This is a genomic window from Streptomyces sp. NPDC056144 (assembly GCF_042264145.1).
Taxonomy (GTDB): Bacteria; Actinomycetota; Actinomycetes; order Streptomycetales; family Streptomycetaceae; genus Streptomyces.
On the sequence record NZ_JBHJVF010000017.1, the window covers coordinates 1 to 23,849 of the forward strand.

General features: G+C 70.4%; 25 protein-coding genes. 16 read left to right on the top strand and 9 right to left on the bottom strand.

All coding sequences use genetic code 11. The annotated features are described in order from the left end of the window. Positions 1-292: 292 nt before the first annotated feature. The 5 genes from ACFC0Z_RS32840 (at position 293) to ACFC0Z_RS32860 (ending at position 4,851) form a co-directional block, all read left to right on the top strand. Positions 293-811: a toxin-antitoxin system HicB family antitoxin gene (locus tag ACFC0Z_RS32840; protein ID WP_376445811.1), complete on the top strand. Its 519-nt coding sequence runs from the start codon at positions 293-295 to the stop codon at positions 809-811. Positions 812-919: 108 nt separating this feature from the next. Next, positions 920-1,762: a DUF4097 domain-containing protein gene (locus ACFC0Z_RS32845; protein WP_376445813.1), complete on the top strand. Its 843-nt coding sequence runs from the start codon at positions 920-922 to the stop codon at positions 1,760-1,762. Positions 1,763-1,870: 108 nt separating this feature from the next. Further along, positions 1,871-2,851: an ATP-binding cassette domain-containing protein gene (locus ACFC0Z_RS32850; RefSeq protein WP_376445816.1), complete on the top strand. Its 981-nt coding sequence runs from the start codon at positions 1,871-1,873 to the stop codon at positions 2,849-2,851. Continuing rightward, positions 2,848-3,633, top strand: coding sequence for an ABC transporter permease (locus tag ACFC0Z_RS32855; protein ID WP_376445819.1), 786 nt, complete (start codon positions 2,848-2,850; stop codon positions 3,631-3,633). The genes ACFC0Z_RS32850 and ACFC0Z_RS32855 overlap by 4 nt, the downstream gene beginning before the upstream one ends. A gap of 360 nt (positions 3,634-3,993) precedes the next feature. Further along, positions 3,994-4,851: a hypothetical protein gene (locus tag ACFC0Z_RS32860; RefSeq protein ID WP_376445822.1), complete on the top strand. Its 858-nt coding sequence runs from the start codon at positions 3,994-3,996 to the stop codon at positions 4,849-4,851. On the opposite strand, the gene ACFC0Z_RS32865 is transcribed toward ACFC0Z_RS32860, so the two are convergent. Beyond that, positions 4,848-7,295: a cation-translocating P-type ATPase gene (locus ACFC0Z_RS32865; RefSeq protein WP_376445824.1), complete on the bottom strand. Its 2,448-nt coding sequence runs from the start codon at positions 7,293-7,295 to the stop codon at positions 4,848-4,850. The two genes, ACFC0Z_RS32860 and ACFC0Z_RS32865, sit on opposite strands and share 4 nt — an antisense overlap. Before the next feature lie 147 nt (positions 7,296-7,442). Then, the gene (locus ACFC0Z_RS32870) at positions 7,443-7,754 is read right to left on the bottom strand and encodes a DUF2530 domain-containing protein (RefSeq protein ID WP_376445827.1); all 312 of its coding nucleotides are present in this window, start codon (positions 7,752-7,754) and stop codon (positions 7,443-7,445) included. Between the two features lie 178 nt (positions 7,755-7,932). On the opposite strand from ACFC0Z_RS32870, the gene ACFC0Z_RS32875 reads away from it, so the two are divergent. Beyond that, a complete protein-coding gene (locus tag ACFC0Z_RS32875; RefSeq protein ID WP_376445830.1) occupies positions 7,933-9,387 on the top strand; it encodes an NCS2 family permease in 1,455 nt (484 codons plus the stop codon). A 97-nt stretch (positions 9,388-9,484) separates the two neighbouring features. Here the strand turns inward: ACFC0Z_RS32875 and ACFC0Z_RS32880 are convergent, their stop codons facing one another. Together ACFC0Z_RS32880 and ACFC0Z_RS32885 are read right to left on the bottom strand one after the other, a co-directional pair. Continuing rightward, positions 9,485-9,952 (bottom strand): NUDIX hydrolase, encoded by a 468-nt coding sequence (locus tag ACFC0Z_RS32880; protein WP_376445832.1) that lies wholly within the window; start codon positions 9,950-9,952, stop codon positions 9,485-9,487. After that, on the bottom strand, positions 9,939-10,715 hold the full coding sequence (locus ACFC0Z_RS32885; protein WP_376445835.1) for a DUF5919 domain-containing protein: 777 nt from the start codon (positions 10,713-10,715) through the stop codon (positions 9,939-9,941). The genes ACFC0Z_RS32880 and ACFC0Z_RS32885 overlap by 14 nt, the downstream gene beginning before the upstream one ends. 108 nt (positions 10,716-10,823) lie before the next feature. Here ACFC0Z_RS32885 and ACFC0Z_RS32890 point away from each other — a divergent pair, with 108 nt between their 5' ends. Further along, a complete protein-coding gene (locus ACFC0Z_RS32890) occupies positions 10,824-11,357 on the top strand; it encodes a class IV adenylate cyclase (RefSeq protein ID WP_376445838.1) in 534 nt (177 codons plus the stop codon). A 73-nt stretch (positions 11,358-11,430) separates the two neighbouring features. Next, on the top strand, positions 11,431-12,552 hold the full coding sequence (locus tag ACFC0Z_RS32895) for a radical SAM protein (RefSeq protein ID WP_376445841.1): 1,122 nt from the start codon (positions 11,431-11,433) through the stop codon (positions 12,550-12,552). On the opposite strand, the gene ACFC0Z_RS32900 is transcribed toward ACFC0Z_RS32895, so the two are convergent. Further along, entirely contained in the window at positions 12,474-12,719 is a 246-nt protein-coding gene (locus ACFC0Z_RS32900) for a ribbon-helix-helix protein, CopG family (RefSeq protein WP_376446088.1), read from the bottom strand. The genes ACFC0Z_RS32895 and ACFC0Z_RS32900 overlap by 79 nt on opposite strands. A 174-nt stretch (positions 12,720-12,893) precedes the next feature. Between ACFC0Z_RS32900 and ACFC0Z_RS32905 the strand changes: the two genes are divergently transcribed. From ACFC0Z_RS32905 to ACFC0Z_RS32915, 3 genes are all read left to right on the top strand, one after another. Continuing rightward, entirely contained in the window at positions 12,894-13,337 is a 444-nt protein-coding gene (locus tag ACFC0Z_RS32905) for a MarR family transcriptional regulator (protein WP_360799701.1), read from the top strand. Positions 13,338-13,363: 26 nt separating this feature from the next. Next, a complete protein-coding gene (locus ACFC0Z_RS32910; protein ID WP_376445845.1) occupies positions 13,364-14,701 on the top strand; it encodes an MFS transporter in 1,338 nt (445 codons plus the stop codon). 205 nt (positions 14,702-14,906) lie between these two features. After that, on the top strand, positions 14,907-15,380 hold the full coding sequence (locus ACFC0Z_RS32915) for a lamin tail domain-containing protein (protein WP_376446091.1): 474 nt from the start codon (positions 14,907-14,909) through the stop codon (positions 15,378-15,380). A 42-nt stretch (positions 15,381-15,422) separates the two neighbouring features. Here ACFC0Z_RS32915 and ACFC0Z_RS32920 read toward each other — a convergent pair whose 3' ends face one another. Next, the gene (locus tag ACFC0Z_RS32920) at positions 15,423-15,929 is read right to left on the bottom strand and encodes a GNAT family N-acetyltransferase (RefSeq protein ID WP_376445847.1); all 507 of its coding nucleotides are present in this window, start codon (positions 15,927-15,929) and stop codon (positions 15,423-15,425) included. A 34-nt stretch (positions 15,930-15,963) separates the two neighbouring features. Here ACFC0Z_RS32920 and thpR point away from each other — a divergent pair, with 34 nt between their 5' ends. The 3 genes from thpR to ACFC0Z_RS32935 all read left to right on the top strand — a co-directional run bounded on the left by thpR (position 15,964) and on the right by ACFC0Z_RS32935 (position 20,120). Further along, positions 15,964-16,554 carry an RNA 2',3'-cyclic phosphodiesterase gene (thpR, locus tag ACFC0Z_RS32925; protein WP_376445850.1) on the top strand — a complete coding sequence of 197 codons (591 nt, stop codon included), beginning with the start codon at positions 15,964-15,966 and terminating at the stop codon, positions 16,552-16,554. Positions 16,555-16,718: 164 nt separating this feature from the next. Next, a complete protein-coding gene (locus ACFC0Z_RS32930; protein WP_376445853.1) occupies positions 16,719-17,708 on the top strand; it encodes an aldo/keto reductase in 990 nt (329 codons plus the stop codon). Positions 17,709-17,834: 126 nt separating this feature from the next. Next, on the top strand, positions 17,835-20,120 hold the full coding sequence (locus ACFC0Z_RS32935) for an FG-GAP repeat domain-containing protein (protein WP_376445854.1): 2,286 nt from the start codon (positions 17,835-17,837) through the stop codon (positions 20,118-20,120). 26 nt (positions 20,121-20,146) lie between these two features. Here the strand turns inward: ACFC0Z_RS32935 and ACFC0Z_RS32940 are convergent, their stop codons facing one another. Continuing rightward, complete coding sequence (locus tag ACFC0Z_RS32940) at positions 20,147-20,698, bottom strand: MarR family winged helix-turn-helix transcriptional regulator (RefSeq protein ID WP_376445857.1); 552 nt, start codon at positions 20,696-20,698, stop codon at positions 20,147-20,149. A gap of 31 nt (positions 20,699-20,729) precedes the next feature. Between ACFC0Z_RS32940 and ACFC0Z_RS32945 the strand changes: the two genes are divergently transcribed. Beyond that, complete coding sequence (locus ACFC0Z_RS32945; protein ID WP_376445860.1) at positions 20,730-21,143, top strand: carboxymuconolactone decarboxylase family protein; 414 nt, start codon at positions 20,730-20,732, stop codon at positions 21,141-21,143. A 21-nt stretch (positions 21,144-21,164) separates the two neighbouring features. Here ACFC0Z_RS32945 and ACFC0Z_RS32950 read toward each other — a convergent pair whose 3' ends face one another. Together ACFC0Z_RS32950 and ACFC0Z_RS32955 are read right to left on the bottom strand one after the other, a co-directional pair. Next, entirely contained in the window at positions 21,165-21,863 is a 699-nt protein-coding gene (locus ACFC0Z_RS32950) for a GDSL-type esterase/lipase family protein (RefSeq protein ID WP_376445862.1), read from the bottom strand. Between the two features lie 59 nt (positions 21,864-21,922). After that, positions 21,923-22,780, bottom strand: coding sequence for an alpha/beta fold hydrolase (locus ACFC0Z_RS32955; RefSeq protein WP_376445865.1), 858 nt, complete (start codon positions 22,778-22,780; stop codon positions 21,923-21,925). 70 nt (positions 22,781-22,850) lie between these two features. On the opposite strand from ACFC0Z_RS32955, the gene ACFC0Z_RS32960 reads away from it, so the two are divergent. Beyond that, the gene (locus tag ACFC0Z_RS32960; RefSeq protein ID WP_376445866.1) at positions 22,851-23,840 is read left to right on the top strand and encodes a WD40 repeat domain-containing protein; all 990 of its coding nucleotides are present in this window, start codon (positions 22,851-22,853) and stop codon (positions 23,838-23,840) included. The last annotated feature ends 9 nt before the right edge of the window (positions 23,841-23,849 follow it).

Below are 23,849 nucleotides of genomic sequence, written 5' to 3' on the forward strand. Positions count from 1 at the left end.
GGCCATCGGCTTCGCCGACTTGCCCTTGACGCGGCGCCGGAAGCTGCGACTCTCGGAAAGAGGGCGGTCCCACCAGGAGCCCATAGGAAACCCCCACCTCTAGGGCCCCTCTTTCCCTTATAGGGCCAGGCGCCCCGGCGGTGACGCCACCTACTGGTGCCACATGGCGCCACCCGGCGCCATGTGGTGCCACCCATTGTTTCCGCAGGTCAGGGGCCCAGGTGCCAGAAAGTGCACCCGATGGCACCACTAGGGGTTGCGCATGGCGCCATCGTGGTGCCATGATGACGTCATGGACCTCACCCCGTATGTCGACACTCTCCGCCGCGAACTCGCGGTGGCTGCCGAAGCCGGCGGCGACGCGGCTCGCGAGCTGGCCGAGAGGCTCACCGCTCCTCTGGAGTCGGCGACCCGCCTGGCGATGCTCAACGTGCTGTCCGCCGCGACGGACGAGATCACCCGTGAACTCGCCCCCGGCTCGGTCGACGTACGGCTGCGCGGGCTCGACCCCGACTTCGTGGTGACGCTGCCGCCCACCGGCGGCACCGCCCCCGCCGAGCCGGTCGCGCCCGTCGAACTCGCGAAGGCCTCGGCCCCGGCCGAGGGCGACGACGGCAGCACCGCCCGCGTCAACCTCCGCCTTCCGGCGCACCTCAAGGCCCGCGCGGAGGAGGCCGCCGCCCGCGAGGGCCTGTCGGTCAACGCGTGGCTGGTGCGGGCCGTCTCGGCGGCGGTGGACGGCGGGACCCGACCCCGTACCCAGGACACGACCCACACCGTCGGACAGAGCATCACCGGCTGGGTCCGCTAACAGTCCACCTCGCCCCAGCCCAGCTCACCCCAGCGCACCTCACTCCCTTCACCCACACCACGTCCCACCAGCGGGGACGCCCTGAAGACCCAAGAGGACGGGACAGCCATGCCTTCTTTCGACACTCCCGAAGCGATCTCGGCCACCACCCGCGTCGAGGCCGGCTCCATCCGGTTCGCCGCAGGCGACCGCGTCGACACCGTGGTCTCGGTGGCGCCGCGCAACCCGAAGAAGGACCTGGACGTGAAGGCCGCCGACCAGACCGAGGTCACGTACTCGGGTGGCGTCCTGACGGTCAGGACGCCGAAGTCGGGCCTGTTCGGCCGTACCGGCGTCGTGGACGTGACGGTCGAGCTGCCCACCGGCTCGCGGGTCGAGGTGGACGGCGCCTGGACCCAGGTGCTCGGCGAGGGCCGGCTCGGCGAGGTGCGCGTGAAGACCTCGTCCGGTGACGCCCGCTTCGACACCACCGGCCCGCTGAACCTCACGGCCTCGCACGGCTCGATCACGGTCGACCGGGTCGAGGGCCAGGCCGAGATCACGACGAGCTCGGGCAGCATGCGGGTCGGCGTGATCGACGGTTCGGCGGTCCTCAAGAACTCCCACGGCACGACGAACGTCGACGCCGTGACCGGCGAGATCCGCGTGAGCGGCGCGAACGGCGACATCGAGATCCGCCGCGCCGATGACTCGGTCACCGCGAAGACGGCGCACGGAACGGTCCGGATCGGCGAAGTGTCCAACGGGACGGTCCAGTTGGAGACGCGCCACGGCGGGATCGAGGTCGGCATCCGCCCCGGTGTGGCCGCGTGGCTGGACGCCAACTCCGGTCAGGGGCAGGTGCGGAACTCGCTGGCGACGTCGGACGCGCCGGGTGAGGCGGAGGGCCGGGTGAAGATCGTGGCCCGGACGTCGTACGGAAACATCGACATCCGCCACGCGAAGCACTGACCGAGGCCGAAGCGCACCGGGGGCCCAGGCCCCCATCCCCTCCCGCCCCTCCCTCCCTACCTCCCCTTCCCCAGCCCTCTAACGGAGGACCCCATGCCTTCTTCTGTCATGCCCACATCACACGACGCTTCACGCGCGGCCGTCTCGGCCACCGGCCTCCGCAAGTCCTACGGCGACAAGACCGTCCTCGACGGCATCGACCTGAGCATTCCGGCGGGTTCGGTGTTCGCACTGCTCGGCCCGAACGGAGCCGGGAAGACCACGGCCGTGAAGATCCTGTCCACGCTGATCTCGGCGGACGGCGGAAACGCCCAGGTGGCGGGCCACGACCTCGCCAAGGCGCCGCAGGCCGTACGGGCCGCGATCGGCGTCACCGGCCAGTTCTCGGCGGTCGACGGGCTGATCACGGGCGAGGAGAACATGCTCCTCATGGCGGACCTCCACCACCTCCCGAAGCGCGAGGGGCGGCGGGTCGCCGCCGAGCTCCTGGAGCGGTTCGACCTCACGGCGGCGGCGAAGAAGCCGGCGTCGACGTACTCCGGCGGCATGAAGCGCCGCCTGGACATCGCGATGACGCTGGTGGGGAACCCCAGGATCATCTTCCTCGACGAGCCGACGACGGGCCTGGACCCGCGCTCCCGCCACAACATGTGGGGAATCATCCGGGGCCTGGTGTCCGACGGCGTGACGGTCTTCCTGACCACCCAGTACCTGGAAGAGGCCGACGAGCTGGCCGACCGCATCGCGGTGCTGAACAACGGCAAGATCGCGGCAGAGGGAACGGCGGAGGAGCTGAAGAGGCTGGTCCCGGGCGGGCACGTACGGCTCAGGTTCTCGGACCCGGCGACGTACCAGACGGCGGTGTCAGGCCTGGGAGAGGCGCTCCGCGACAAGGACGACGAGGCGCTGACGCTCCAGATCCCGAGCGACGGAAGCCAGCGCGAACTCCGCTCCATCCTCGACTGGCTGGACGCGACGCAGATCGAGGCGGACGAACTGACGGTCCACACGCCGGACCTGGACGACGTCTTCTTCGCGCTGACCGCCCCTTCCGCTTCCCTCAACTCCTCGAAGGAGAACGCCCGATGAGCACGATCTCGCTCGCCGTCCGCGACTCGACCACGATGCTGCGCCGCAACCTCCTGCACGCGCGCCGCTACCCGTCGATGACGCTGAACCTCCTCCTGACCCCGATCATGCTCCTGCTCCTCTTCGTCTACGTCTTCGGCGACGTGATGAGCGCGGGCATGGGCGGCACGGGCCGCGCCGACTACATCGCGTACCTGGTCCCGGGCCTGGTTCTGATGACGATCGGCTCGACGACGATCGGCACGGCGGTCTCGGTCTCCATGGACATGACCGAAGGCATCATCGCCCGCTTCCGCACGATGGCGATCCACCGGGGATCGGTCCTGATCGGCCACGTCATCGGCAGCGTGCTCCAGTCGGTGGCGAGCGTGGTCCTGGTCGGCGGCGTCGCCGTCGCGATCGGCTTCCGCTCGACGGACGCCACGGCCGTCGAATGGCTCGCGGCCTTCGGCCTCCTGGTCTTCTTCGCCCTGGCCCTGACCTGGATCGCGGTCGGCATGGGCCTGGTCAGCCCGAACGCGGAGGCGGCGAGCAACAACGCGATGCCGCTGATCTTCCTGCCGCTGATCTCCAGCACGTTCGTGCCGATCGACGCGATGCCGGGCTGGTTCCAGCCGATCGCCGAGTACCAGCCCTTCACCCCGGCCATCGAAACCCTCCGAGGCCTCCTCCTCGGCACCGAGATCGGCCACAACGGCTGGCTGGCGGCCGGCTGGTGCGTAGCCCTCACCCTCCTCGGCTACTTCTGGTCGAAGTCAGCCTTCAACCGCGACCCGAAGTAATCCCCCTCGCCCCTCGCCTCACCGAGCCCACCCTCCTCTTCGCGTCCGGCGAAGAGGAGGGTGGGCTCGGTGAGGGGTGCGGGGAAACGCCTGCGTGGCTTCACGGTCGTCTTCCTCACCGGGGCGTGGTGGGCCGCGTCCCGGTCGGGTGCGGCGCCCTATAAAGGAATGAGGGTAAGGACCTACCAAACCTCCCCTTCCGCGGCTGAGTTGGGGAGTGTCACACGTTCGGGTGACGGGGCGTCCGGAAGGCGGACGGATGGGGTACGGTCGGCCGCAACAACGGCATATGACAGTGCGGCCCCCGACAGGACTGGCATCCTGGCGAGGGCCTGACCAATCAGGAAGTAGCGCTTCCCCATGGCTTGTCAGCAGTCTAACGCGGTCGTCTCCGCGTACCCCGATTCCTTCCAGATCCCCGCCGACGCGCCCGCCTCCGGGCTGATCCGCGTGCGGTTCCGGCACACCGAGAGCTTCACCGTCGTCGGCAACCACCTCGGCCAGCATCCGACGCTCGACCCCTTCGCGATGGGGCTCGGACTGCACATCCAGTCGAAGCCCCCGGGCGCCAACGTCACCGTCAAGAAGCTCGTCGAGCGGTTCGGCTGCGAGATCAGGATCCGCCGCGCCCTCAACGAGCTGGCTGCCGCAGGGTACTTGCTCCGCGTCCGGGTCCCCCTCGAACGGGGCCGCTTCTCCACCCGCGTCGTGTGGTTCGAGAACCCGCAGTCCCGGATGGCAGCGCCGACACCCCCGCCGCCGCCCCCGCCCGCCCCTGTGGAGCCCGTACCGGACCCGACTCCCGAGCCCGAGCCCGTACGGACGAAGGCACCGGCGCCGGTGCGGGCGCCGGAGGCTCCGGCCACCCCCGCCACCGACATCCTCGCCCGCCTCCGTACCCAGGACCCCCGCCTCTGCCTCTCCCGGCGGGACGTCGAGCGCCTCGCGCCCGCCGTGGACGAGTGGCTGGCCAGGGACCTGTCCCCGGCCCAGGTGGTCCGTACGCTCACGGCGACCCTGCCGCCCGCCCACGTACCCATCCACCACCCCGCCCGCTTCGTCGCGTACCGCCTGTCCGCCTTCCTCCCACCCCGGCTCCCGGCGGCCTCACCGCCCCAGGCGGCCCCGCCACCCCTCGTCACCTGCGACGGCTGCGACCGCGCCTTCCGCAGCCACGATCCGGACGCGAGCTGTGCGGAGTGCCGCACGGCGGCTTAGGCCGGGAACCTCTTCGTCACCCAGCGCCAGGCGATCTCCAGGAGCACTCCGCCGATCGCCGCGATCGCGACCGCCGTCCACGGCATCGTCACGCCGACCAGTTTCAGGGCGAAGAAGTCCTGGAGCCAGGGGATCACGAGGACGAGGAGGAAGGCGCCGGCCATCGTGGCGACCAGGGCCAGGCGCCACAGGGTGTAGGGGCGGGCGATGATCGCGAGGACCCACATGGAGACCAGGAAGAGGGTCAGGGTCGCCGCGCTCGTCTCCGCTTCCAGGGCGCCTTCGCCGACGTAGTAGTGGCGGGCCAGGAGGTACGTCGTGAAGGTGGCAGCCCCGGCGATGACGCCGCCGGGGATCGCGTACCGCATGACCCTGCGGACGAAGTTCGGCTTCGCCCGTTCCTTGTTCGGCGCGAGGGCCAGGAAGAAGGCCGGGATGCCGATCGTGAGGGTGGAGAGGAGCGTGAGGTGGCGGGGGAGGAAGGGGTACTCGACCTGGGAGCAGACCACCAGGACCGCGAGGAGGACGGAGTAGACCGTCTTCGTCAGGAAGAGGGTGGCGACTCGCGTGATGTTGCCGATGACCCGGCGGCCTTCCGCCACCACCGACGGGAGCGTGGCGAAGCTGTTGTTCAGGAGGACGATCTGCGCGACCGCCCGCGTCGCCTCCGATCCCGAGCCCATCGAGACGCCGATGTCCGCGTCCTTCAGCGCGAGGACGTCGTTCACGCCGTCGCCCGTCATCGCGACCGTGTGCCCGCGGGACTGGAGCGCCGCCACCATGTCCCGTTTCTGCTGCGGGGTGACCCGGCCGAAGACCGCGTTCTCGTCGAGGACCTTCGCCATCTCGTCGACGTCGGTGGGGAGGGTCCGGGCGTCCACGGTGTTCTCCGCGCCCGGCATGTCGAGTTTTCCGGCCACCGCGCCGACCGAGACGGCGTTGTCGCCCGAGATGACCTTCGTCGCCACGTTCTGGTCGGCGAAGTAGGCGAGGGTGTCCGCCGCGTCGGGGCGCAGGCGCTGTTCGAGGACTACGAGGGCCGTCGGTTTCGTGCTCTTGGCGACCTCGGGGGAGTCGAGGTCGTGGACCGTGCGGGAGAGGAGGAGGACCCGGAGGCCCTGCTCGTTGAGGTGGTCGATCTCGGGGAGCGTCGGGTCGTCGGCCGCGAGGAGGACGTCGGGGGCGCCGAGCAGCCATGTCGAGTTCTCGCCGTCGCCCTCGCTGAACGCCGCCCCGCTGTACTTGCGGGCCGAGGAGAACGGGAGGCTCTCGGTGCACCGCCACTCCACCGTCTCCGGGTACGCGTCGATGATCGCCTGGAGGGAGGCGTTCGGGCGCGGGTCCGATTCGCCCAGCGCGCCGAGGACCTTCCGTACGTACGTCTCGTCCGCGCCGTTCAGGGTCCGCAGCTCCGTGACGTCCATGCCGCCCTCGGTCAGCGTGCCCGTCTTGTCGAGGCAGACGACGTCGACCCGGGCGAGGCCCTCGATCGCCGGCAGCTCCTGGACGAGGCACTGCTTGCGGCCGAGGCGGATCACCCCGATCGCGAAGGCGACGGAGGTGAGGAGGACGAGGCCCTCGGGGATCATCGGGACGATGCCGCCGACCGTGCGGGCGATGGAGCCCTTGAGGTCGTTGTCCTTCACCACCAGCTGGCTGATGATCAGGCCGATGGCCGTGGGGATCATCATCCACGTCACGTACTTCAGGATCGTGGAGATGCCGGTACGGAGTTCCGAGTGGACGAGCGTGAAGCGCGAGGCCTCCTCCGCGAGCTGCGCCGCGTACGCCTCCCGGCCCACCTTCGTGGCCGTGAACGCGCCGCCGCCCGCCACCACGAACGAACCCGACATGACCGGGTCGCCGGGCTGTTTCACCACCGGGTCCGCTTCGCCGGTGAGGAGGGACTCGTCGATCTCCAGGCTGTCGGCCTCGGCGACGACGCCGTCGACGACGACCTTGTCGCCCGGGCCGAGCTCGATGAGGTCGCCGAGGACGATCTCCGAGGTGGAGATCTCGGCGGCGGCTCCGTCGCGGCGGACCGTCGGTTTCGCCTCGCCGATGACGGCGAGTCCGTCGAGGGTCTTCTTCGCGCGGAGCTCCTGGATGATGCCGATGCCCGTGTTCGCGACGATCACGAAGCCGAAGAGGCTGTCCTGGATCGGCGCGACGAACAGCATGATCACCCAGAGCACGCCGATGATCGCGTTGAAGCGGGTGAAGACGTTGCCGCGCACGATGTCGGCGGTCGAGCGCGAGCTCCGGAGGGGTACGTCGTTGATCTCGCCGCGCGCGACCCGCTCGGCCACCTCGGCGGTGGTCAGGCCGCCCGGGCGGTGGACGACTTCCGGCCGACCGGACGTTTCCGACCGGCCGGCCGCTTCCGGCGGCCTCACCGCCTCGGCTCCGCCGTCGTCCGTGTCGGTCTTCGCCCGCTGAGTCATGGTTTCGACGTTACGGGCGGAATCGGTCGATTACCTGCTGATCTCCGTCAGGAGAGGGCAAGATCCGACCGGGGGAGGAGGCGGATCGTCCCTGGGTGGCATGCCGCAGCGGGACCCCAGCAGGACGTCACCTTCCGTGGGGCGGTGTTACGCCTCCGGGGTCGGCGCCGAGCCGGAAGTCCCGTCGGAAGCGGCGCCCGCCGCCCGCTCCGCCTCGTGCCGCTTGATCGCCGCGTCCCGCCCCCGTACGTACCAGATGCCGATCAGGCCGAGGCCCGCGCCCGCGAGGCAGGTCCAGATCCACCAGGTCAGGTCGCGGTCGGCGAACCAGCTGTAGAAGGGGACCTGTACCAGGAAGAGGACGAACCAGAGGATCGTTCCGCCGGTGATCGTGGCGACGACCGGCCCTTCGAGGGGTTCGGGTGCCTCGTGCTTCGGTGTCCACTTCGCCTTCGCCATGGGGCTCAGTTTAGGCCGCCCGGATTCGTATCTACGCGCGGAGATGGACTCCCCCTCGTTCATGTGTTCATACTGAAACGGTTTGCCTCTGGCGGGTTTCCTTCGTATGAATCGACAAATCGATCACCAAGCCGATTGATAAGCCGCCAAGCCCTTTGACCTCCGTAGAGGAAACCCCATGAGCTCGACGGCCACCGCCAAGGCCAATCAGCCGGAGAACCCTGGAACCCCGGGAACGCCCACCTCCGGCCTCGACCGCTACTTCAAGATCTCCGAGCGCGGTTCCACCGTCGCCCGCGAGGTCCGTGGCGGCTTCGCCACCTTCTTCGCGATGGCCTACATCATCGTGCTGAACCCGATCATCCTCGGCAGCGCCAAGGACATGTACGGGCACCAGCTCGACGGCGGCCAGCTCGTCACCGCGACCGTCCTCACGGCCGCGTTCACGACCCTCCTCATGGGTGTCATCGGCAACGTCCCGATCGCCCTCGCCGCCGGCCTCGGCGTCAACACGGTCGTCGCGCTCCAGCTCGCGCCCAAGATGTCCTGGCCGGACGCCATGGGCATGGTCGTCCTCGCCGGCATCGTCGTGATGCTGCTCGTCGCGACCGGTCTGCGCGAGCGCGTCATGAACGCCGTCCCGGTCGGCCTGCGCAAGGGCATCGCGATCGGCATCGGCCTCTTCATCATGCTGATCGGCCTCGTCGACTCGGGCTTCGTCTCCCGCATCCCCGACGCCGCGCACACCACCGTCCCGCTCCAGCTCGGCAGCGACGGTCACCTGAACGGCTGGCCGGTCCTCGTCTTCATCCTGGGCACGCTGCTCACCCTCGCCCTGATCATCCGCAAGGTGCCGGGCGCGATCCTCATCTCGATCGTCGCCATGACGATCGTCGCGATGGTCATCGACGCGGTCGCGACCGTCCCGTCCTGGGGCCTCACCACCCCGAAGTGGCCGGGCAACCCGGTCGCCTCGCCGGACTTCGGCCTCGTCGGCGAGGTCAGCATCTTCGGCGGCTTCGAGAAGGTCGGCGTCCTCACCGGCGTCCTCTTCGTCTTCACGGTCCTGCTGTCCTGCTTCTTCGACGCGATGGGCACGATCCTCGGCGTCGGCGACGAGGCCAAGCTGATCGACAAGGACGGCAACTTCCCGGGCATCAACAAGGTCCTGCTCGTCGACGGCCTCGCCGTCGCCTCCGGCGGTGCGACCTCGTCCTCCGCCACCACCTGCTTCGTCGAGTCCACGGCCGGCGTCGGCGAGGGCGCCCGGACGGGTCTCGCCTCGGTCGTCACCGGTGGTCTGTTCTCGGTCGCGCTGTTCCTCACGCCGCTCGCGACGATGGTCCCGTCCCAGGCGGCCACGCCCGCGCTGCTCGCGGTCGGCTTCCTGATCATGGCCGGTTCGATCAAGGACATCGACTGGACCGACTACACCATCGCGGTGCCGGCGTTCCTGGCCATGATGATGATGCCGTTCACGTACTCGATCACGAACGGCATCGGCATCGGCTTCATCGCGTTCAGCGTCCTCCGACTCGCGACCGGCCGGGGCCGTGAGGTCCCGGTGGCCATGTACGTCGTGTCGGCGGTGTTCGTCTTCTACTACGCGATGCCGGCGCTCGGCCTCACGTGATGCCCCCGTCCGAGCAGTAGCCGCCGCCGGCCCCGTCCTGAGTGAAGGACGGGGCCGGCGCCGTATCCGGGGTCCGCCACGAGGGGACGGCGCCGCCCTACCGGACCGCGGGAATCCTCCCCGACCTCCAGTCGTCGACCCGCTTCCGGATGCTCGGGACCATCGGCAGGCGGTCCACCTCCTCCGGAGCGAACCACGCCACCTCGAAGGACTCGTCCGAGGCGCGGAGCGTGCCGCCTGCCGGGCGGCCGAGCAGGCAGACGGAGAACTCCTGGCGGACCTCACCGTCGTCGTAGGCGAAGACGTGACCGGGGTTGGTGTACGTCCCGACGATGCCGGTGATCTCGACATGGACGCCGGTTTCCTCGAACGTCTCCCGGATGCCGCAGCCCGCGAGGGATTCGCCCAGCTCCATCTTTCCGCCGGGCAGGGCCCACATGCCGTTGTCGGTACGCCGGTGCAGCAGCACGCGCCCCGCCTCGTCCACGACCACGACCGAAGCGGCCGGCACCAGACTGTTCGCCTCGGGCGCGTCCGGATCGTCCTCGTAGTCACGCCTGGCCATGCCCGGCCACCTCCCCGATGTCGCGTCCCCGGCTCCACAACTCCTCGACATGATCGACGAAGCGGTCGAACATGCCGTCCGCCTGGCTTCGGCGCAGGTGAAGCATCGGGGAGTCATGGCCGACCCTGCGCGCGAGGATCGGTGTCACGATCATCTCGTCATCGAAGCGGAAAACGGACAGGTTGACGTGACCGGTCTCGAATCGCCCCTCGACGTTCCCGTCCTCTTGTACCCCGGTCTCCCGGAGGCGTCGCAGGGCGCTTGTCGTCACCGCGATGCGCGTGGACAACGTGAGCGGTACGGCTTCCTCGGCCTCGCGCGCTCTGGTGACCGGGCTCTCCGGGTCCCCGATCAGGAACCGGACCCGACACCCGGTCCGCGCTTTGCGCCGGAGTACGTCGGCCAGATTGGCCTGCTCCAGCCACAGGAAGTAGTTGGTGTAGCCGGCGAAGGTCAGCTCGTGCCGTGCCTTCGCGATAAGAGAACGCCAGAGTGAAGCCGGTGCCGCCGACCGGTAGGGGAAGACCTGGACGATCTCGCGGTCGGGCCCTGTCCTGAGAGCCGAACGGACGGCCGTGGGCCAGAGGCCGGACTCCTCTTCCCCTAATGCCTCGCAGGCGGCCCATCGGTGTCGGGCGTGAGGGATGCGGCTGGGGTCGGCGATCCAGCGGCTGACGGTCTTGGGATCGACGCCACATGCCTGGGCGAGCTGGGATTCCGTCATCTTGGCGCGGGCCAGAGCATGCCGAAGACCATGATTCATCGTTCGCCTCCGTGGCCTGTGGGGGAGGGAACGACCGTAGCGGTGAAGCGTCCCAAACGTCCTGCGAACGCGGTGGGAACGCCCTCACGGGCAGTGAAGGATCGCACTGTGACTGCGACTGAGTTCGAAGCGAAGATCCTCGCCGTCGAGCCGGAGAAGATGCGTGCTCGTCTTGCCCAGGCCGGGGCGGAGCACCTGGGCGAGCGTTTCCAGCGCCGCTACGTGTACGACATCCCCGGGCGTCCCGGTGCGTGGGTCCGCCTCCGGGACACCGGCAGCGAGGTGACGCTGTGTGTCAAGGAGATCCACTCCGAGAGGATCGACGGGGTGACCGAGACGGAGACCGCTGTCGGTGACTTCGACACCACGGACATGCTGCTCGGCAAGCTCGGCTACCGGCCGAAGGCGTACCAGGAGAACCGCCGGTCGTCCTGGACGCTGGGCGGCGCGGCGATCGAGATCGACGAGTGGCCCCTGATCCCGCCGTACCTGGAGATCGAGGGAGACAGCGCGGACCACGTCCACGCGACGGCGCGCGCCCTCGGGCTCCCTCTGGAGGAGCTGACGAGCGAGAACACGACCAAGGTCTACCGGCGGTACGGGATCGACATCGAGGCGATTCCCCGGCTCACGTTCGAGTGACAGGAGGCAAGTGTTGTCCGCTACCCAACGCCCGGCGGTCCGAGTCGTCCGGGACAGGACCATTCGCGTCAAGGTGATCGACGACTGCGGGCTGGCCTGCACGTTCTGCCACAACGAGGGAACGCCTGTCACCGCCGACAACAAGGGCCGTACGCTGCTGCCCTTCCTGTCGGGGCCCGGCAGGTCAGGACGCGTGTCCCTCTACAGCGAGACCAACGGGGTCGACTTCCTCGCCGCGAAGATGGCTCCGGACCTGGCCTTCCGGCGGGCGGTGCGGACGGTGGCACGGGCCTTCGACTGCGGCGAGGTCCACCTCACCGGAGGGGAGCCCACCCTCCACACCGAGGTGACCTCGCTGGTCTCGGCGCTCACCGGAATGGGGCTGACCGTCGGGATGACCAGCAACGGAGAACGCGGTCGGCAGGTCATGCCGGACTGCTCGGCGGCCGGACTCAACCGGGTCAACGTCTCGGTCTTCGGCACCAACGCGGAGGAACTCCAAGCCGTCCAGCCCGAGCGCTTCCGGTCGGTGGGCCTGGCCGACGCGAAGATCCGCGCCGCGGAACAGACCATCCGCGCCGCGGTGTCCCATGGTGTCAAGGTCTCCGTGAACGTCGTGGTTCCCGGCGCGACGCACGTGGACCGGGTCGTCAATCTCATCGAGTCGTACGGCCAGTTCGCGGACGTGCGGATGCTCACCAGCATCCAGGAGGGTCCGGAGTCCATCGCGGCCATGTCCGAGGTGCTGTCCCGCGTCGGCGCGGAACCGGTGCTCCGGACGTTCACCGCCGGCACCTCCGACGAGCGCACCCTCTACCGGGCGCTCGGCAGCCGGGCGGTGTACGTCAAGCGCCTGTTGCCGGTGCGGCGGCGTCTGCATCCAGCGCATGGATCTGTGTGTGTCCGTGGCCGAGCTGGCGAAGAGCGGGCTCGCGGAAGAGGTGCGGGCCTTCAAGGACGCCGAGGTCCGGAGGCTGCGGAGCCAGTACGGTGCCGCAGCCTGACCGACGGGCGCATGTCTGGATCACGAACCGGCCGGGGTCGTGAGGTCCCGGCCGGTTGTGCACGTCGTGTCGGCGGTGTTCGTCTTCTCCTACGCGATGCCGGTGCTGGGCCTCACGTAGCCGACCCCGCGGCCGTTCCCGCGGCCGTTCCTGCGGCCGATCCCGCGGCCGACTCCGCCGCGGAGCCGTAGAACTTCTCCGTCTCTTCGACGGCGGTCTTGAACCGCTCGTCGAAATCCTCCCGAATGAGCGTCCGGACGACATAGTCCTGGACGCTCATTCCTCTTTTGGCAGCGTGACCCTTGAGCCGGTCGAGCAGCTCACTGTCGATGCGCAGGCTGAGCACTGTCGATCCCATGTCGTCAGGGTCGGGGCTCTCGGTGCTTGTTTGCGTCACTTTCCGGATCCTACTCACTCATTTGGGTGATACATCGATACGAGCCGTGACGTTCAGCTCATGTGACAAAGGGGACGTGCGGGGCGGTGCGTGTCGATTGGTCTTTAGGAAGGGTAATGAGTTAGGCTAACGAACATGCCTGACCTGTCCCACGGCACCGCCGACGACGCCGCCGCCGTGAACGCGCTGCGCTCCTCCGTCATGAGACTGAGCCGACGACTGAAGCACCAGCGGGTCGACGAGTCGCTGAGCCCCACCGAGATGTCGGTGCTCGGCACCCTCGCCCGCTGCGGCTCCGCCACCCCCGGCGAGCTGGCCCGCAAGGAGCACGTTCAGCCGCCGTCGATGACCCGCATCGTCGCCCTGCTCGAAGCCAAGGGACTGGTCCGGCTGGAGCCTCACCCCGACGACCGCCGCCAGAAGGTGGTCCGCCAGACCGAGCAGGCCGAGGCCATGCTCGACGAGTCCCGCCGCAAGCGGAACGCCTGGCTGGCCGCCCTCGCCGAGGGTCTGGACGAGGACGACTGGGCCAAGCTGCGCGCCGCCGCCCCCGTCCTGGAGAAGCTCGCCCACCTCTGACCCGAGCGCCAAGGAGGCGACGCACATTGAGCACGGGACACGGAGCAGACTCCGCACCCGTCCATCAACCCACCCTCAAGACCCGCGGGCGGGGGGAAACCTTCTCCTCGCTCCGCATCCGCAACTACCGGCTGTTCTTCACCGGAGCCATCGTCTCCAACACCGGTACGTGGATGGCCCGCATCACCCAGGACTGGCTGGTCCTCAGCCTCACCGGCTCCGCCGCGGCCGTCGGCATCACGACGGCCCTGCAGTTCCTGCCGATGCTGCTCTTCGGCCTGTACGGCGGAGTGATCGCCGACCGCTACCCGAAACGGCAGCTGCTCCTCGTCAGCCAGGCCGCCCTCGGCCTCTGCGGTCTCGCGCTCGCCGCGCTCACGCTCTCCGGAGCCGTCCAGGTCTGGCACGTCTACCTGATCGCCTTCCTCCTCGGCATGGTGACGGTCGTCGACAACCCGGCCCGGCAGTCCTTCGTCTCCGAGATGGTCGGCCCGAAGTACCTGCGCAACGCCGTCTCGCTGAACTCCGCGAACTTCCAGTCCGCCCGGCTCGTCGGCCCCGCCGTCGCCGGTGTCCTCATCGCCGGGGTCGGCAGCGGCTGGGCCTTCCTGCTCAACGGCCTCTCCTTCCTCGCCCCGCTGATCAGCCTGCTGCTGATGCGCACCAGCGAGCTCCACAAGGTGGAGCGCGCCCCGCGCGGCAAGGGCCAGCTGCGGGAGGGACTGCGGTACGTGGCGGGGCGCCCCGACCTGATCTGGCCGATCGTCCTCGTGGGCTTCGTCGGCACCTTCGGGTTCAACTTCCCGATCTGGCTGTCGGCCTTCTCCAGTGACGTCTTCGCCCTCGGCCCGGGCGCGTACGGCTTCCTCAACACGCTCATGGCGGCCGGCTCCCTCGTCGGCGCCCTCGCGGCGGCCCGGCGCGGCTCGACCCGCCTGCGGATGCTCGTCATCGCGGCAGGAGTCTTCGGCGCCCTGGAGATCGCGGCGGCCCTGTCGCCGACGTTCTGGCTGTTCGCGCTGCTGCTCGTGCCGATCGGCATGATCGGCCTCACGGTCAACATCACCGCCAACTCGGCGGTCCAGATGGCGACCGACCCGGCCATGCGCGGCCGTGTCATGAGCCTCTACATGATGGTCTTCGCCGGTGGTACGCCGATCGGCGCACCCCTGCTGGGCTGGGTCACCGACACGTACGGAGCCCGCGTCGGCTTCGCGACCGGTGGCGCGATCTCGCTGGTGGCCGCCGCCGCCATCGGACTCGTCCTGGCCCGCGTCGGCGGCCTCAAGGTCGCGATGGGCTGGCACCACGGGCACCCGCAGGTGCGGTTCGTGGCGCGCGAGCGGCTGGCGACGGCCGCGTAACGGAGAGCTGTTCCAGGGGTACGGGAGCGGGGGCGGGGCCTTGTCAGGGGCCGCCCCCGTCTTCGTACCGCCCCCGTCTTCGTACCGCCGTCAACTGACAAACTGCCAGGGGCGCGTGCGTCACCTGTGAACGTCCTGTGTATCTTCTGTGCCGCCCAGTCACGGGCATCCCACAGGAGGTCTCACCTTGCGCAAGCTCAGCGTCATAGCCCCGGCCCTCGCCGTCGGCGCGCTCGCCGCCCTCTCCACCGCCCCGGCCCAGGCCGCCGAGTACTCCTCGGCGCTGAAGATCAAGGCCGTCCAGTACGACGCCCCCGGCCGGGACTCCAACGCGTGCGCCACCGGCAACACCGCCGCCGAGTACGTGACCATCAAGAACTACTCCCGCTCCACGGTGAACCTCAAGGGCTACACCGTGAAGGACGCGACGGGGAACTCGTACGTCTTCCGGATCAACCACTACCTGGAGCCGGGCGACTACGTGAACCTGCGGGGCAACCGCGGCACCGAGTCCGACGCCCGCAACGTCGCCTACCGCAACAACTGCAACTTCATCTGGAACAACGACCGCGACACCATCAAGCTGCTGAAGCCCGGTGGCGCCTACGCCGACGTGCACGCGTACACCAAGAGCGCCAACGACCGCGACGGGAACGGCTACATCACGTTCCACGGCTGATCCGGCCAGACGGGCTGATCCCGGTCAGGAGGGCCGATCCGGTCAGGGGCCTACGCGGCGCTCCAGCACCTGCCCCGGCCACTCGCCCACCACGAACGGCTCCGTCCGCGTGAAGCCCTGCCCCTCGTAGTACGCGACGAGCCGGCCCTCGCTGCCCGCGAAGCAGTCCACGCGCAGCAGCGAGACGCCCCGGCGCCGGGTCTCCTCGGCCGCGTGCGCGAGGAGGGCCGCGCCGACCCCGCGGCCGTGGAAGCGCGCGTCGGTCGCGAGGAGCCGGACGTACACCTCCGGCTCCTCCGCCGGAGGCACGTACTGGCCGGGGTGCGGGGTCAGCGTCATCGTCCCCGCCGGTACGCCGTCGATCTCGACGATCCACGGGTCGCCCTCGCCCAGCGTCCGCGCCACCTGCTCCACGGCCGCCGGGCGCGCGGAGAACGGCTCCGTGCCCCACTGGGCGGTGATGCCCTTGCCGCCCAGCCAGACCACGGCGCTGTCGAGTATCGCGAGAATCGCGGGGAGGTCTTCCGCCCCGCCCTTACGGATCTCCATGCCGGTGAGGGTATCGGCTGCCAGACTGCACCCCATGAGGCTTTTCGCCGCCGTCCTGCCGCCCGCCGGGCCGCTCGCCGAGCTGGCCGGCGTCGCCGACCGGCTGCACGCCCTCCCCGGCGCCGACGGGCTCCGCTGGACCTCGCGGCCCGGCTGGCACCTCACGCTCGCCTTCATGGGCGAGGTCGACGAGGACCTCCTCCCCGACCTGCGCACCCGCCTCGCCCGCGCGGCCCACCGCACCCCGCCGTTCCCGCTCCGCCTCCACGGCGGCGGCCACTTCGGCCACCGGGCCCTGTGGACGGGCGTCGCCGGAGACCTGGACGAGCTCCGCCTGCTCGCCGAACGGGCGGACGCGGCGGCCCGCCGCGCGGGCGTCGCGATGGAGGAGCACCGCCGCTACCAGGCCCACCTGACCCTGGCCCGGACCCGCGCGCGAACCGACGAGACGGACCTGCGCCCCTTCCTCGACGAACTCGCCCCCTTCGAGGGCACCCGCTGGCAGGCCGGGGAGCTGACCCTCGTCCGCTCGAACCTCCCGGCGAGCGGGGTCCGGGGCGAGCAGCCCCGCTACGAGACGGTCGAGTCCTGGCCCCTGGCGGGGCGGGCGGAAGCGGCGGGTTAACCTCAAGAGGTGGATCCGAAGACCCGAAACCGAATCATGGCCGGCGTGCTCGTTCTGATGTTCGCGATCATCGCGGTGGCATCGCTCACGGGCCAGTGAGCCCGCGCCCGGACAGTAAGTAACCCCTTGCTTCGAGTGAACTCGAAGCAGTTGGCTTGACCTCCATGGAGTACACGCAGCTCGGACGCACCGGACTCAAGGTCAGCCGTCTCGTTCTCGGCACGATGAACTTCGGGCCCCAGACGGACGAAGTCACCAGTCACGCCATCATGGACACGGCGCTGGACGTGGGCCTCAACTTCTTCGACACCGCCAACGTCTACGGGTGGGGCGAGAACAAGGGGCGTACGGAGGAGATCATCGGCTCGTGGTTCGCCAAGGGCGACGGCCGACGGGACAAGACCGTCCTCGCCACCAAGGTCTACGGGAACATGGCCCCGGACGGTGATTCCTGGCCGAACCACGACAAGCTCTCGGCGCTGAACATCCGCCGGGCCGTCGAGGCCAGCCTCAAGCGCCTCGGCACGGACTACATCGACGTGTACCAGTTCCACCACGTCGACCGCGCGACCCCCTTCGAGGAGATCTGGCAGGCCGTCGACGTCCTGATCCAGCAGGGCAAGATCCTCTACGCCGGCTCCTCCAACTTCCCCGGCTACAAGATCGCCCAGGCCAACGAGATCGCCGCCCGGCGCGGCTCCGTCGGCCTCGTCAGCGAGCAGTGCATCTACAACCTCTTCGAGCGGCGCGCCGAGATGGAGGTGATCCCGGCGGCCCAGGAGTACGGGCTCGGGGTCATCCCGTGGTCGCCCCTGCACGGTGGTCTCCTCGGGGGCGTCCTCAAGAAGGAGACCGAGGGCAAGCGCCGTACCGAGGGCCGCGCGGCGGAGAGCCTCGCCGACCCGGTGATCCGGGCGCGGTTCCAGGCGTACGAGGACCTGCTCGACAAGCACGGGCTCGCCCCCGGCGAGGTCGGTCTCGCCTGGCTCCTCACCCGCCCGGGCGTCACGGGCCCGATCGTCGGCCCGCGCACGCCCGAGCAGCTCGCGGGCGCCCTGCGCGCCCTGGAGCTGGAGCTGTCGGACGAGCTCCTGGCCGAGCTCGACGAGATCTTCCCGGGCCCGGGCCCGTCGCCGGAGGCGTTCGCCTGGTAGGCGGCCTGACGGGGCCTCATGTCGGTGAGACTGCCGGTGAGGCTCCTCGGACCGCTCGTACAACCATCCGGTCGGGCGGGTGGTCTCCCCCCTCGTATGCATCGCTTTACGAGGGGGGAACCTCACATGCTTACTGCTGTTTCTCGTCGTCAGGTCGCGGTCGCGGTGGCGGTCGTCGCCGCGCTGACCGTCGCGCCGTTGGCGGCCGGGCCGTCCGCCGTGGCCGCGTCGGCCGCGGTGACAGCCGCGCCGGCCGCCGTGCCGTTCCTGGCGTCCGGTGGTCAGGTGCTGGGTGCGGGGAAGTCGGGCTTCCTGACGCGGGACGCCGACGGTTTCTCGTGGTGGACCCGGTACACGGACGGCGTCTCGAAGAAGGTCGTCGCCACCCGGGGGGCCGACGTCCGGGGTTCGGCCTCGGACGTCGTGGTGGACCTCAAGAGCTGGGCGCCGGCGGAGGACCGGTACGGCACCGCGTCGGCCACGCTGTACTCCATGGCGCCGGGCGGCGGGGCTCCCGTCACGATCGGCGGCTTCGGCTCCGACGCGCTGGCCGTGGCGGACCGTATCGCGCTCGCGGTGGCCGGTGACAAGCTCGTCGTCGTCGCCGAGACCGTGGGCCGCCGGAAGGTGACGGGCGTGCCGGTCGACCGGGCGGCCGACGGGAGCTACGACCTCTTCAACTACTTCTCCGTCGCCGACAGCGTGAGGGGCGCCGCCGCCGTGGTCCGGCGCACCGGCGACCGGAGCGCGAAGGACGTGATGGTCGTCGACCTCGCGGGCGCCCGCGTCAGCCAGGCCTACCGCGTGCCCGCCGACGTCTCGGTGTCCGGTGTCTCGATCACCGGGGACCGTGTCGTCTGGGTGGAGCGGACCGGGACGGGCGCGGCCGCGAGGAGCGTCTTCGCCTCGGTCCCGCGCGGTTCGGCCGTGGTGACGCGCGTGCCGCTGGCGAACGGGACGACGGCGCCCGACGGCGGCCTGCTGGGCGACTGGATCCTGTCGTACGGAGCCGCCGGGCCCAAGGGCGGGCTCCAGGCCGTCCGCCCGGCGGGCGGCGCGCCGGTCTCGCTGCTCGCGTACGCCGAGAGCGTCCAGCGGTCGGCCGACGGCACGGTGCTGGCGCTGGGGACGACGGCCGACCGGGGGACCGGCGTGTACCGGCTCGCGGTCGGGGCGGACGGGAAGCCGGCCGCCGAGCTGATCGCCGCCACGGGGCAGCCGCCGGCTCCCACCACGCCGCTGAGCTACGTGGGCACGTCGGTCCCGGCCACGCTCAGGCTCGACGGCGTGGCGAAGACGCGGCTGAGCTGGAAGTTCTCCACGACCAGGGCCGACCTCGCCATTTCTGCCGTCAGGAAGGGCAGCACCTGGGACTTCAGGACGATCGGCTTCACGCAGGTCGTGCGTCCGCGGACGACGGGCACCGGCGTGTACGCCGACGGCTCGCTCGGCTTCGACTGGGCGGGGGAGATCTGGGGCGACGACCGTCCTCGGGCCGCCGCGCCCGCCGGTACGTACGAGGTGACGGTGACGGCCAGGCCCTGGAACGGGATGCCGGCCGTGACGGTCACCCGGCTCGTCGAGGTGAAGCGCACCCCGCAGACGCACGACTTCAGCGACCGCGACAACGGCTCGCCGGACATCCTGGCGCGCCGCGCCAACGGGGCCGTCGACGCGTTCGACACGCGCTGGGACGACGCGAGCCGGCGGCTCGTCCGCGTCGAGAAGCGCAAGGGGGCGATCTGGTGGAGGGACTGGAACGAGTACGACCGCGTCGAGGTCGCGGGCAACATCGCGGGCCAGAGCGTCCCCGACGTCATCGCCCGCGACAAGTCCGGTGTCCTGTGGCTGCACAAGGACAACCACGGTGGATACTCCTCCGCCCGCGTGAAGATCAGCGCCGGCTGGGCCGGCTACACCCGCTTCGCGGCGGGCAGCGACCTGACGGGCGACAAGCGGGCCGACCTGGTCGCGGTCGACAAGCTCGGTGACCTGTACCTGTTCAAGGGCACGGGCGTCGCGGCGGCTCCGTTCGCGGCGCGGAAGAAGATCGGTCACGGCTGGGGCGTCTACCAGGACGTGGTGGCGGTCGGGAACGTCGGGGGCGCGGCGGCCGGTGACGTCGTCGGGCGCGACAAGGACGGCGTGCTGTGGCTGCACCTGGGCAAGGGTGACGGCACGTTCGCGCCGAGGACGCGGATCGGCGGCGGCTGGAACGCGTACGCCGACCTCGTCGGCATCGACGACGCCGACAAGGACGGCCGTCCCGACCTGTACGCGCGGACGAAGACGGGCGAGGCGTACTTCTACGCCGGTACGGGCAACTGGAAGGCCCCGTTCAAGGTGCGGTCGGTGACGGAGGCCGGTGCCGGCAAGGACGCCTCGGGGATCGTCTACAACCAGGCGTTCTAAGGGGTGATGAGGGGTTCCGGAGCGCTCTAAGGCGCGCCGAGCCAGCTGGTGGCGTCCAGGCGGAACGCCGTCTCCGCGGGGACGACGTGCCGCAGGGACGCCTCCATGTCCCGTACGCGCTCCGCGCCGAGGGCCTCGACCCACTCCGCCCGCAGGTCGTCGAAGATCGCGGCGGAGCGGGCGAGGGCGTCGTACCCGCGCGGGGTGAGGCGGACGAGTTTGCGGCGGGCGTCGGCGGGGTCGTCGGCGCGCTCCGCGTAGCCGACGGCGAGGAGCCGGTCGACGGTCTTGCCGGCGGCCTGCTTGGAGACGCCGAGGCGGCGGCCGATGTCGCTTGCGGTGGCGCCGTCGGTGCCGATGGCCTGCATGGCGAAGCCGTGGGCGGGGCGCATGTCGGGGTGGCCCTCGGCGGCGAGCCGGGCGTGGAGCCGGTCGATGAGGGTGCGGAAGCCGCCGAAGAGGAGCAGGGGGAGCTCGAACCCGGGGCCGTCGGCGGTCGTTTCCGGCGCTGCCAAGGGAATCCCCTTGCCCAGATCGACAACCTGGTTTACGTTTTCTCCATCGACATGGTCAACCATGTTGTCGATTCTACGCCTCTGGGGGCCCACCGTGTCCGGAAACCTCTCCGCCCGCACCGCCGCCGCCGTCGCGCTCCTCAAGGAGTCGCCCGAGACCCTCGACGGTTTCCTCAAGCTCAGCGCGATCTTCGAGTCGACCACCCTCGACCCGCACTCCCGCGAGACGGTCATCCTGACCGTCGCCGAGCGCAGCCAGTGTCACCTCTGTGTCGACATGCACGAGGGCAAGATGGCCGCCCTCGGTCCCGCCCCCGACCCCGAACGGCTCGCCGCCGTAAGGGCGTTCACGCTCCGCGTGCTCGCCGCGTCCGGCGCGGTGAGCGACGAGGACCTCGCCGACTTCGCCAAGGCCGGCTACACCCGGCGCAACGCCCTTGAAGTGGTCCTCGGCGTCGGCACGTACACCCTCTCCACCTTCGCGAACCGCCTCACCCGGGCGGCGTGACCGAAGCTAACGTGACCGAAGCTAAAGGGCGTCTCGGGGGAGGTAGGGGCCGCCCAGCCCCCATGCCTGGTGCATCGCCGTCGCGAAGGCGGACGCGAGTTTGTGTTCGCCCGTCACGCCCGGGTGCGTCCCGTCGTACGTGTCCGTGTGGAGCTCGTACGACTCCGGGACCGTCGCCAGCAGCAGCGGCGAGGACGGGGTGTCGAGGTCGGCGACCGCCTTCGCGAGGAGCTCGTTGAAGCGGGCGCACTCGGCGGCGAAGGGGGCGTCGTACTCGGCGCGGACGTTCGGGATGACCGGGAGGAGGACGGCCCGGACGCGCGGGTTCGCGGCGCGGGCGGCCGCGACGAACGCGCGGACGTTCTCCTCCGTCTGGTCGCTGTTCGTGTAGAAGCCGAGGTCGATCAGGCCGAGGGAGATGAGGAGGACGTCCGCGCCGGTCTCCGCGACCGTCTCCCCGATGACCGGCGCCATGTGGAGCCAGCCCTCGCCCCAGCCGGCCAGGTGGCGGCGGGCCGGGGCGGGGAAGTCGGGGGCGGCGTAGGCCTCGACGCCGGAGGGTTCGTCGGGGGCGGTCGGGTCGTACAGCCCGGTGCGCGGGCCGACGATCTCGTACCCGCCGGGCAGCGTGGCCTCAAGGTGCCGCCACATCCGGTAGCGCCAGGTCCAGTCGCCGACGCGTCCGATGGTCATGCTGTCGCCGACGAACAGAAAACGCATGGTCACATCATCCCGGACCGTCGCGACGCGCTGATACGTGATCCCCGACACCAGACGGGTCACGCGAGGAAGGCGTCCACCGTCCTCGCGAACCACTTCGCGTCGTCGTGCCACGGGAAGTGCCCGGCCCCGTCGAGGGCCGCGAGCGTCGACGCGGGGAACAGTTCCGCGTACGCCGTCGCCGTCGGTACGGGCGTGTTCGCGTCGCCCTCGCCCGCGACGACGAGCACCGGGCGCCCGAACTCCGCGAACGCGGCCCGCGTCGCCTCCGGCGCGAACGCGCCCTCGGAGCCGTACACCCCGGCCGCCTCGCCGTTCCGCTGCGTCACCATGTCCGCGTTCCGCCGCCGCGCGGCCTCGTCCCACGTCCCGTGGAAGAAGGGCGCCACCGCCTTGAAGGTCTCCGGCCCGCCGCGCCCGGCCGCCAGCTCCTCAAGGGCCGCGTACGCCTCCGGGAACCACGGCTCGTCCTCGCGCCAGGGCTGCCGCGCCGCCGCGAGCCGCTCCTCGCCGCTCGTCTCGATGCCGACGGCCGCCGTGCCGGGGGTCGCGAGGACGAGCCGCCGCACCCGCTCCGGGTGCGCGGCCGTGTAGAGCGCGGCCAGGTTCGCGCCCGCCGAGTGCCCGAGGACGTCGACCGTGTCGAGCCCGAGGTGGACGCGGAGCGCCTCCACGTCCTCGACGAGCCGGTCGCAGCGGTACGAGGACGGGTCCTCCGGCACCGCCGAGGCGCCCGTGCCCCGCAGGTCGAGCCGGATCACCGCCCGGAAGGCCGTGAGCCCGCCCAGGTCCCCGAGGTACGCCGAGTCCTGCATGGGTCCGCCGGGGAGGCAGAGGAGGACGGGGCCGGAACCGGGGAAGGAGCCCTGCACGTGGTAGGCGAGAAGGGTGCCGTCCGGCGAGGTGAAGGTAGGCATGATCGCGACCATGGCAGTGGCTCCTGTGCAGGTCAAGCGTGTTTCCGGGGCCCGTGGCAGGCTTGGGGGCATGCGAACTGCTCTGTGCGCCCTCGGCGCGGCCGCGGTCCTGGCCCTGCTCCCCGCCGGCCATGCCCATGCCGAAGGGCAGGAACCCGACCGGGACTTCACGATCAAGGACCCGCGGATCACCGAGTCCAGCGGCCTCGCCGCGAGCCGGGCCCACCCCGGGATCTACTGGACGCACAACGACCAGGACGCACCCCTGATCTACGGGGTCGACTCCCGTACGGGAGAGACCGTCGCGACCCTCACCATGACCGGGGTCGGCACCCCGAGGGACATGGAGGCCATCTCCGTCGGCCCCGACGGCGACATCTACGTCGGCGACATCGGCGACAACCTCGACGGCTCCTGGGACCACGTGTGGATCTACCGCTTCCCCGAGCCGAAGACCCTCGAGGACCAGAAGGTCAAGGCCACGCAGTACGTCGTGAAGTACGCCGACGGGGCGCGCAACGCCGAGGCCCTGATGGTCCATCCGAAGACCGGCCGGGTCTACATCGCGAGCAAGCGGGAGGGCGGCGGCAAGCTCTACGCCGGCCCCGAGAAGCTCTCCGCCTCCGGCACCAACACCTTCAAGGCGATCGGCGAGGTCCCCTGGGTCACCGACGGCGCCTTCTCGCCCGACGGCGGAAAGCTCGTCCTGCGCTCCTACTTCAGCGCCCGCGAGTACGACTGGAAGGACGGCCGCATCGAGGGCGACGGCGTCTCGCCGGGCGCCCCCTTCCAGGCGCAGGCGGAGTCGGTGACGTACACGACGGACGGCTCGGCGTTCATGTTCGGCACGGAGGGCAAGGAGAGCCCGGTGGTGCGCGTGGACCGGCAGGGCGGCGGGGGAGGGGAGTCCGGCGGCTCCAAGCCGCCGTCGACGGGCTCCCCCGAGGCGAGCGGGGCGCAGGACGAGGAGCAGACCGGCAGCGCGACGAAGGGCTTCCTGGTCCTGGCGGGCGCGACGGTGCTCGTCTTCGGCGCGAAGCGGCTGATGCGGCGCAGGTGAGCGAAGAGA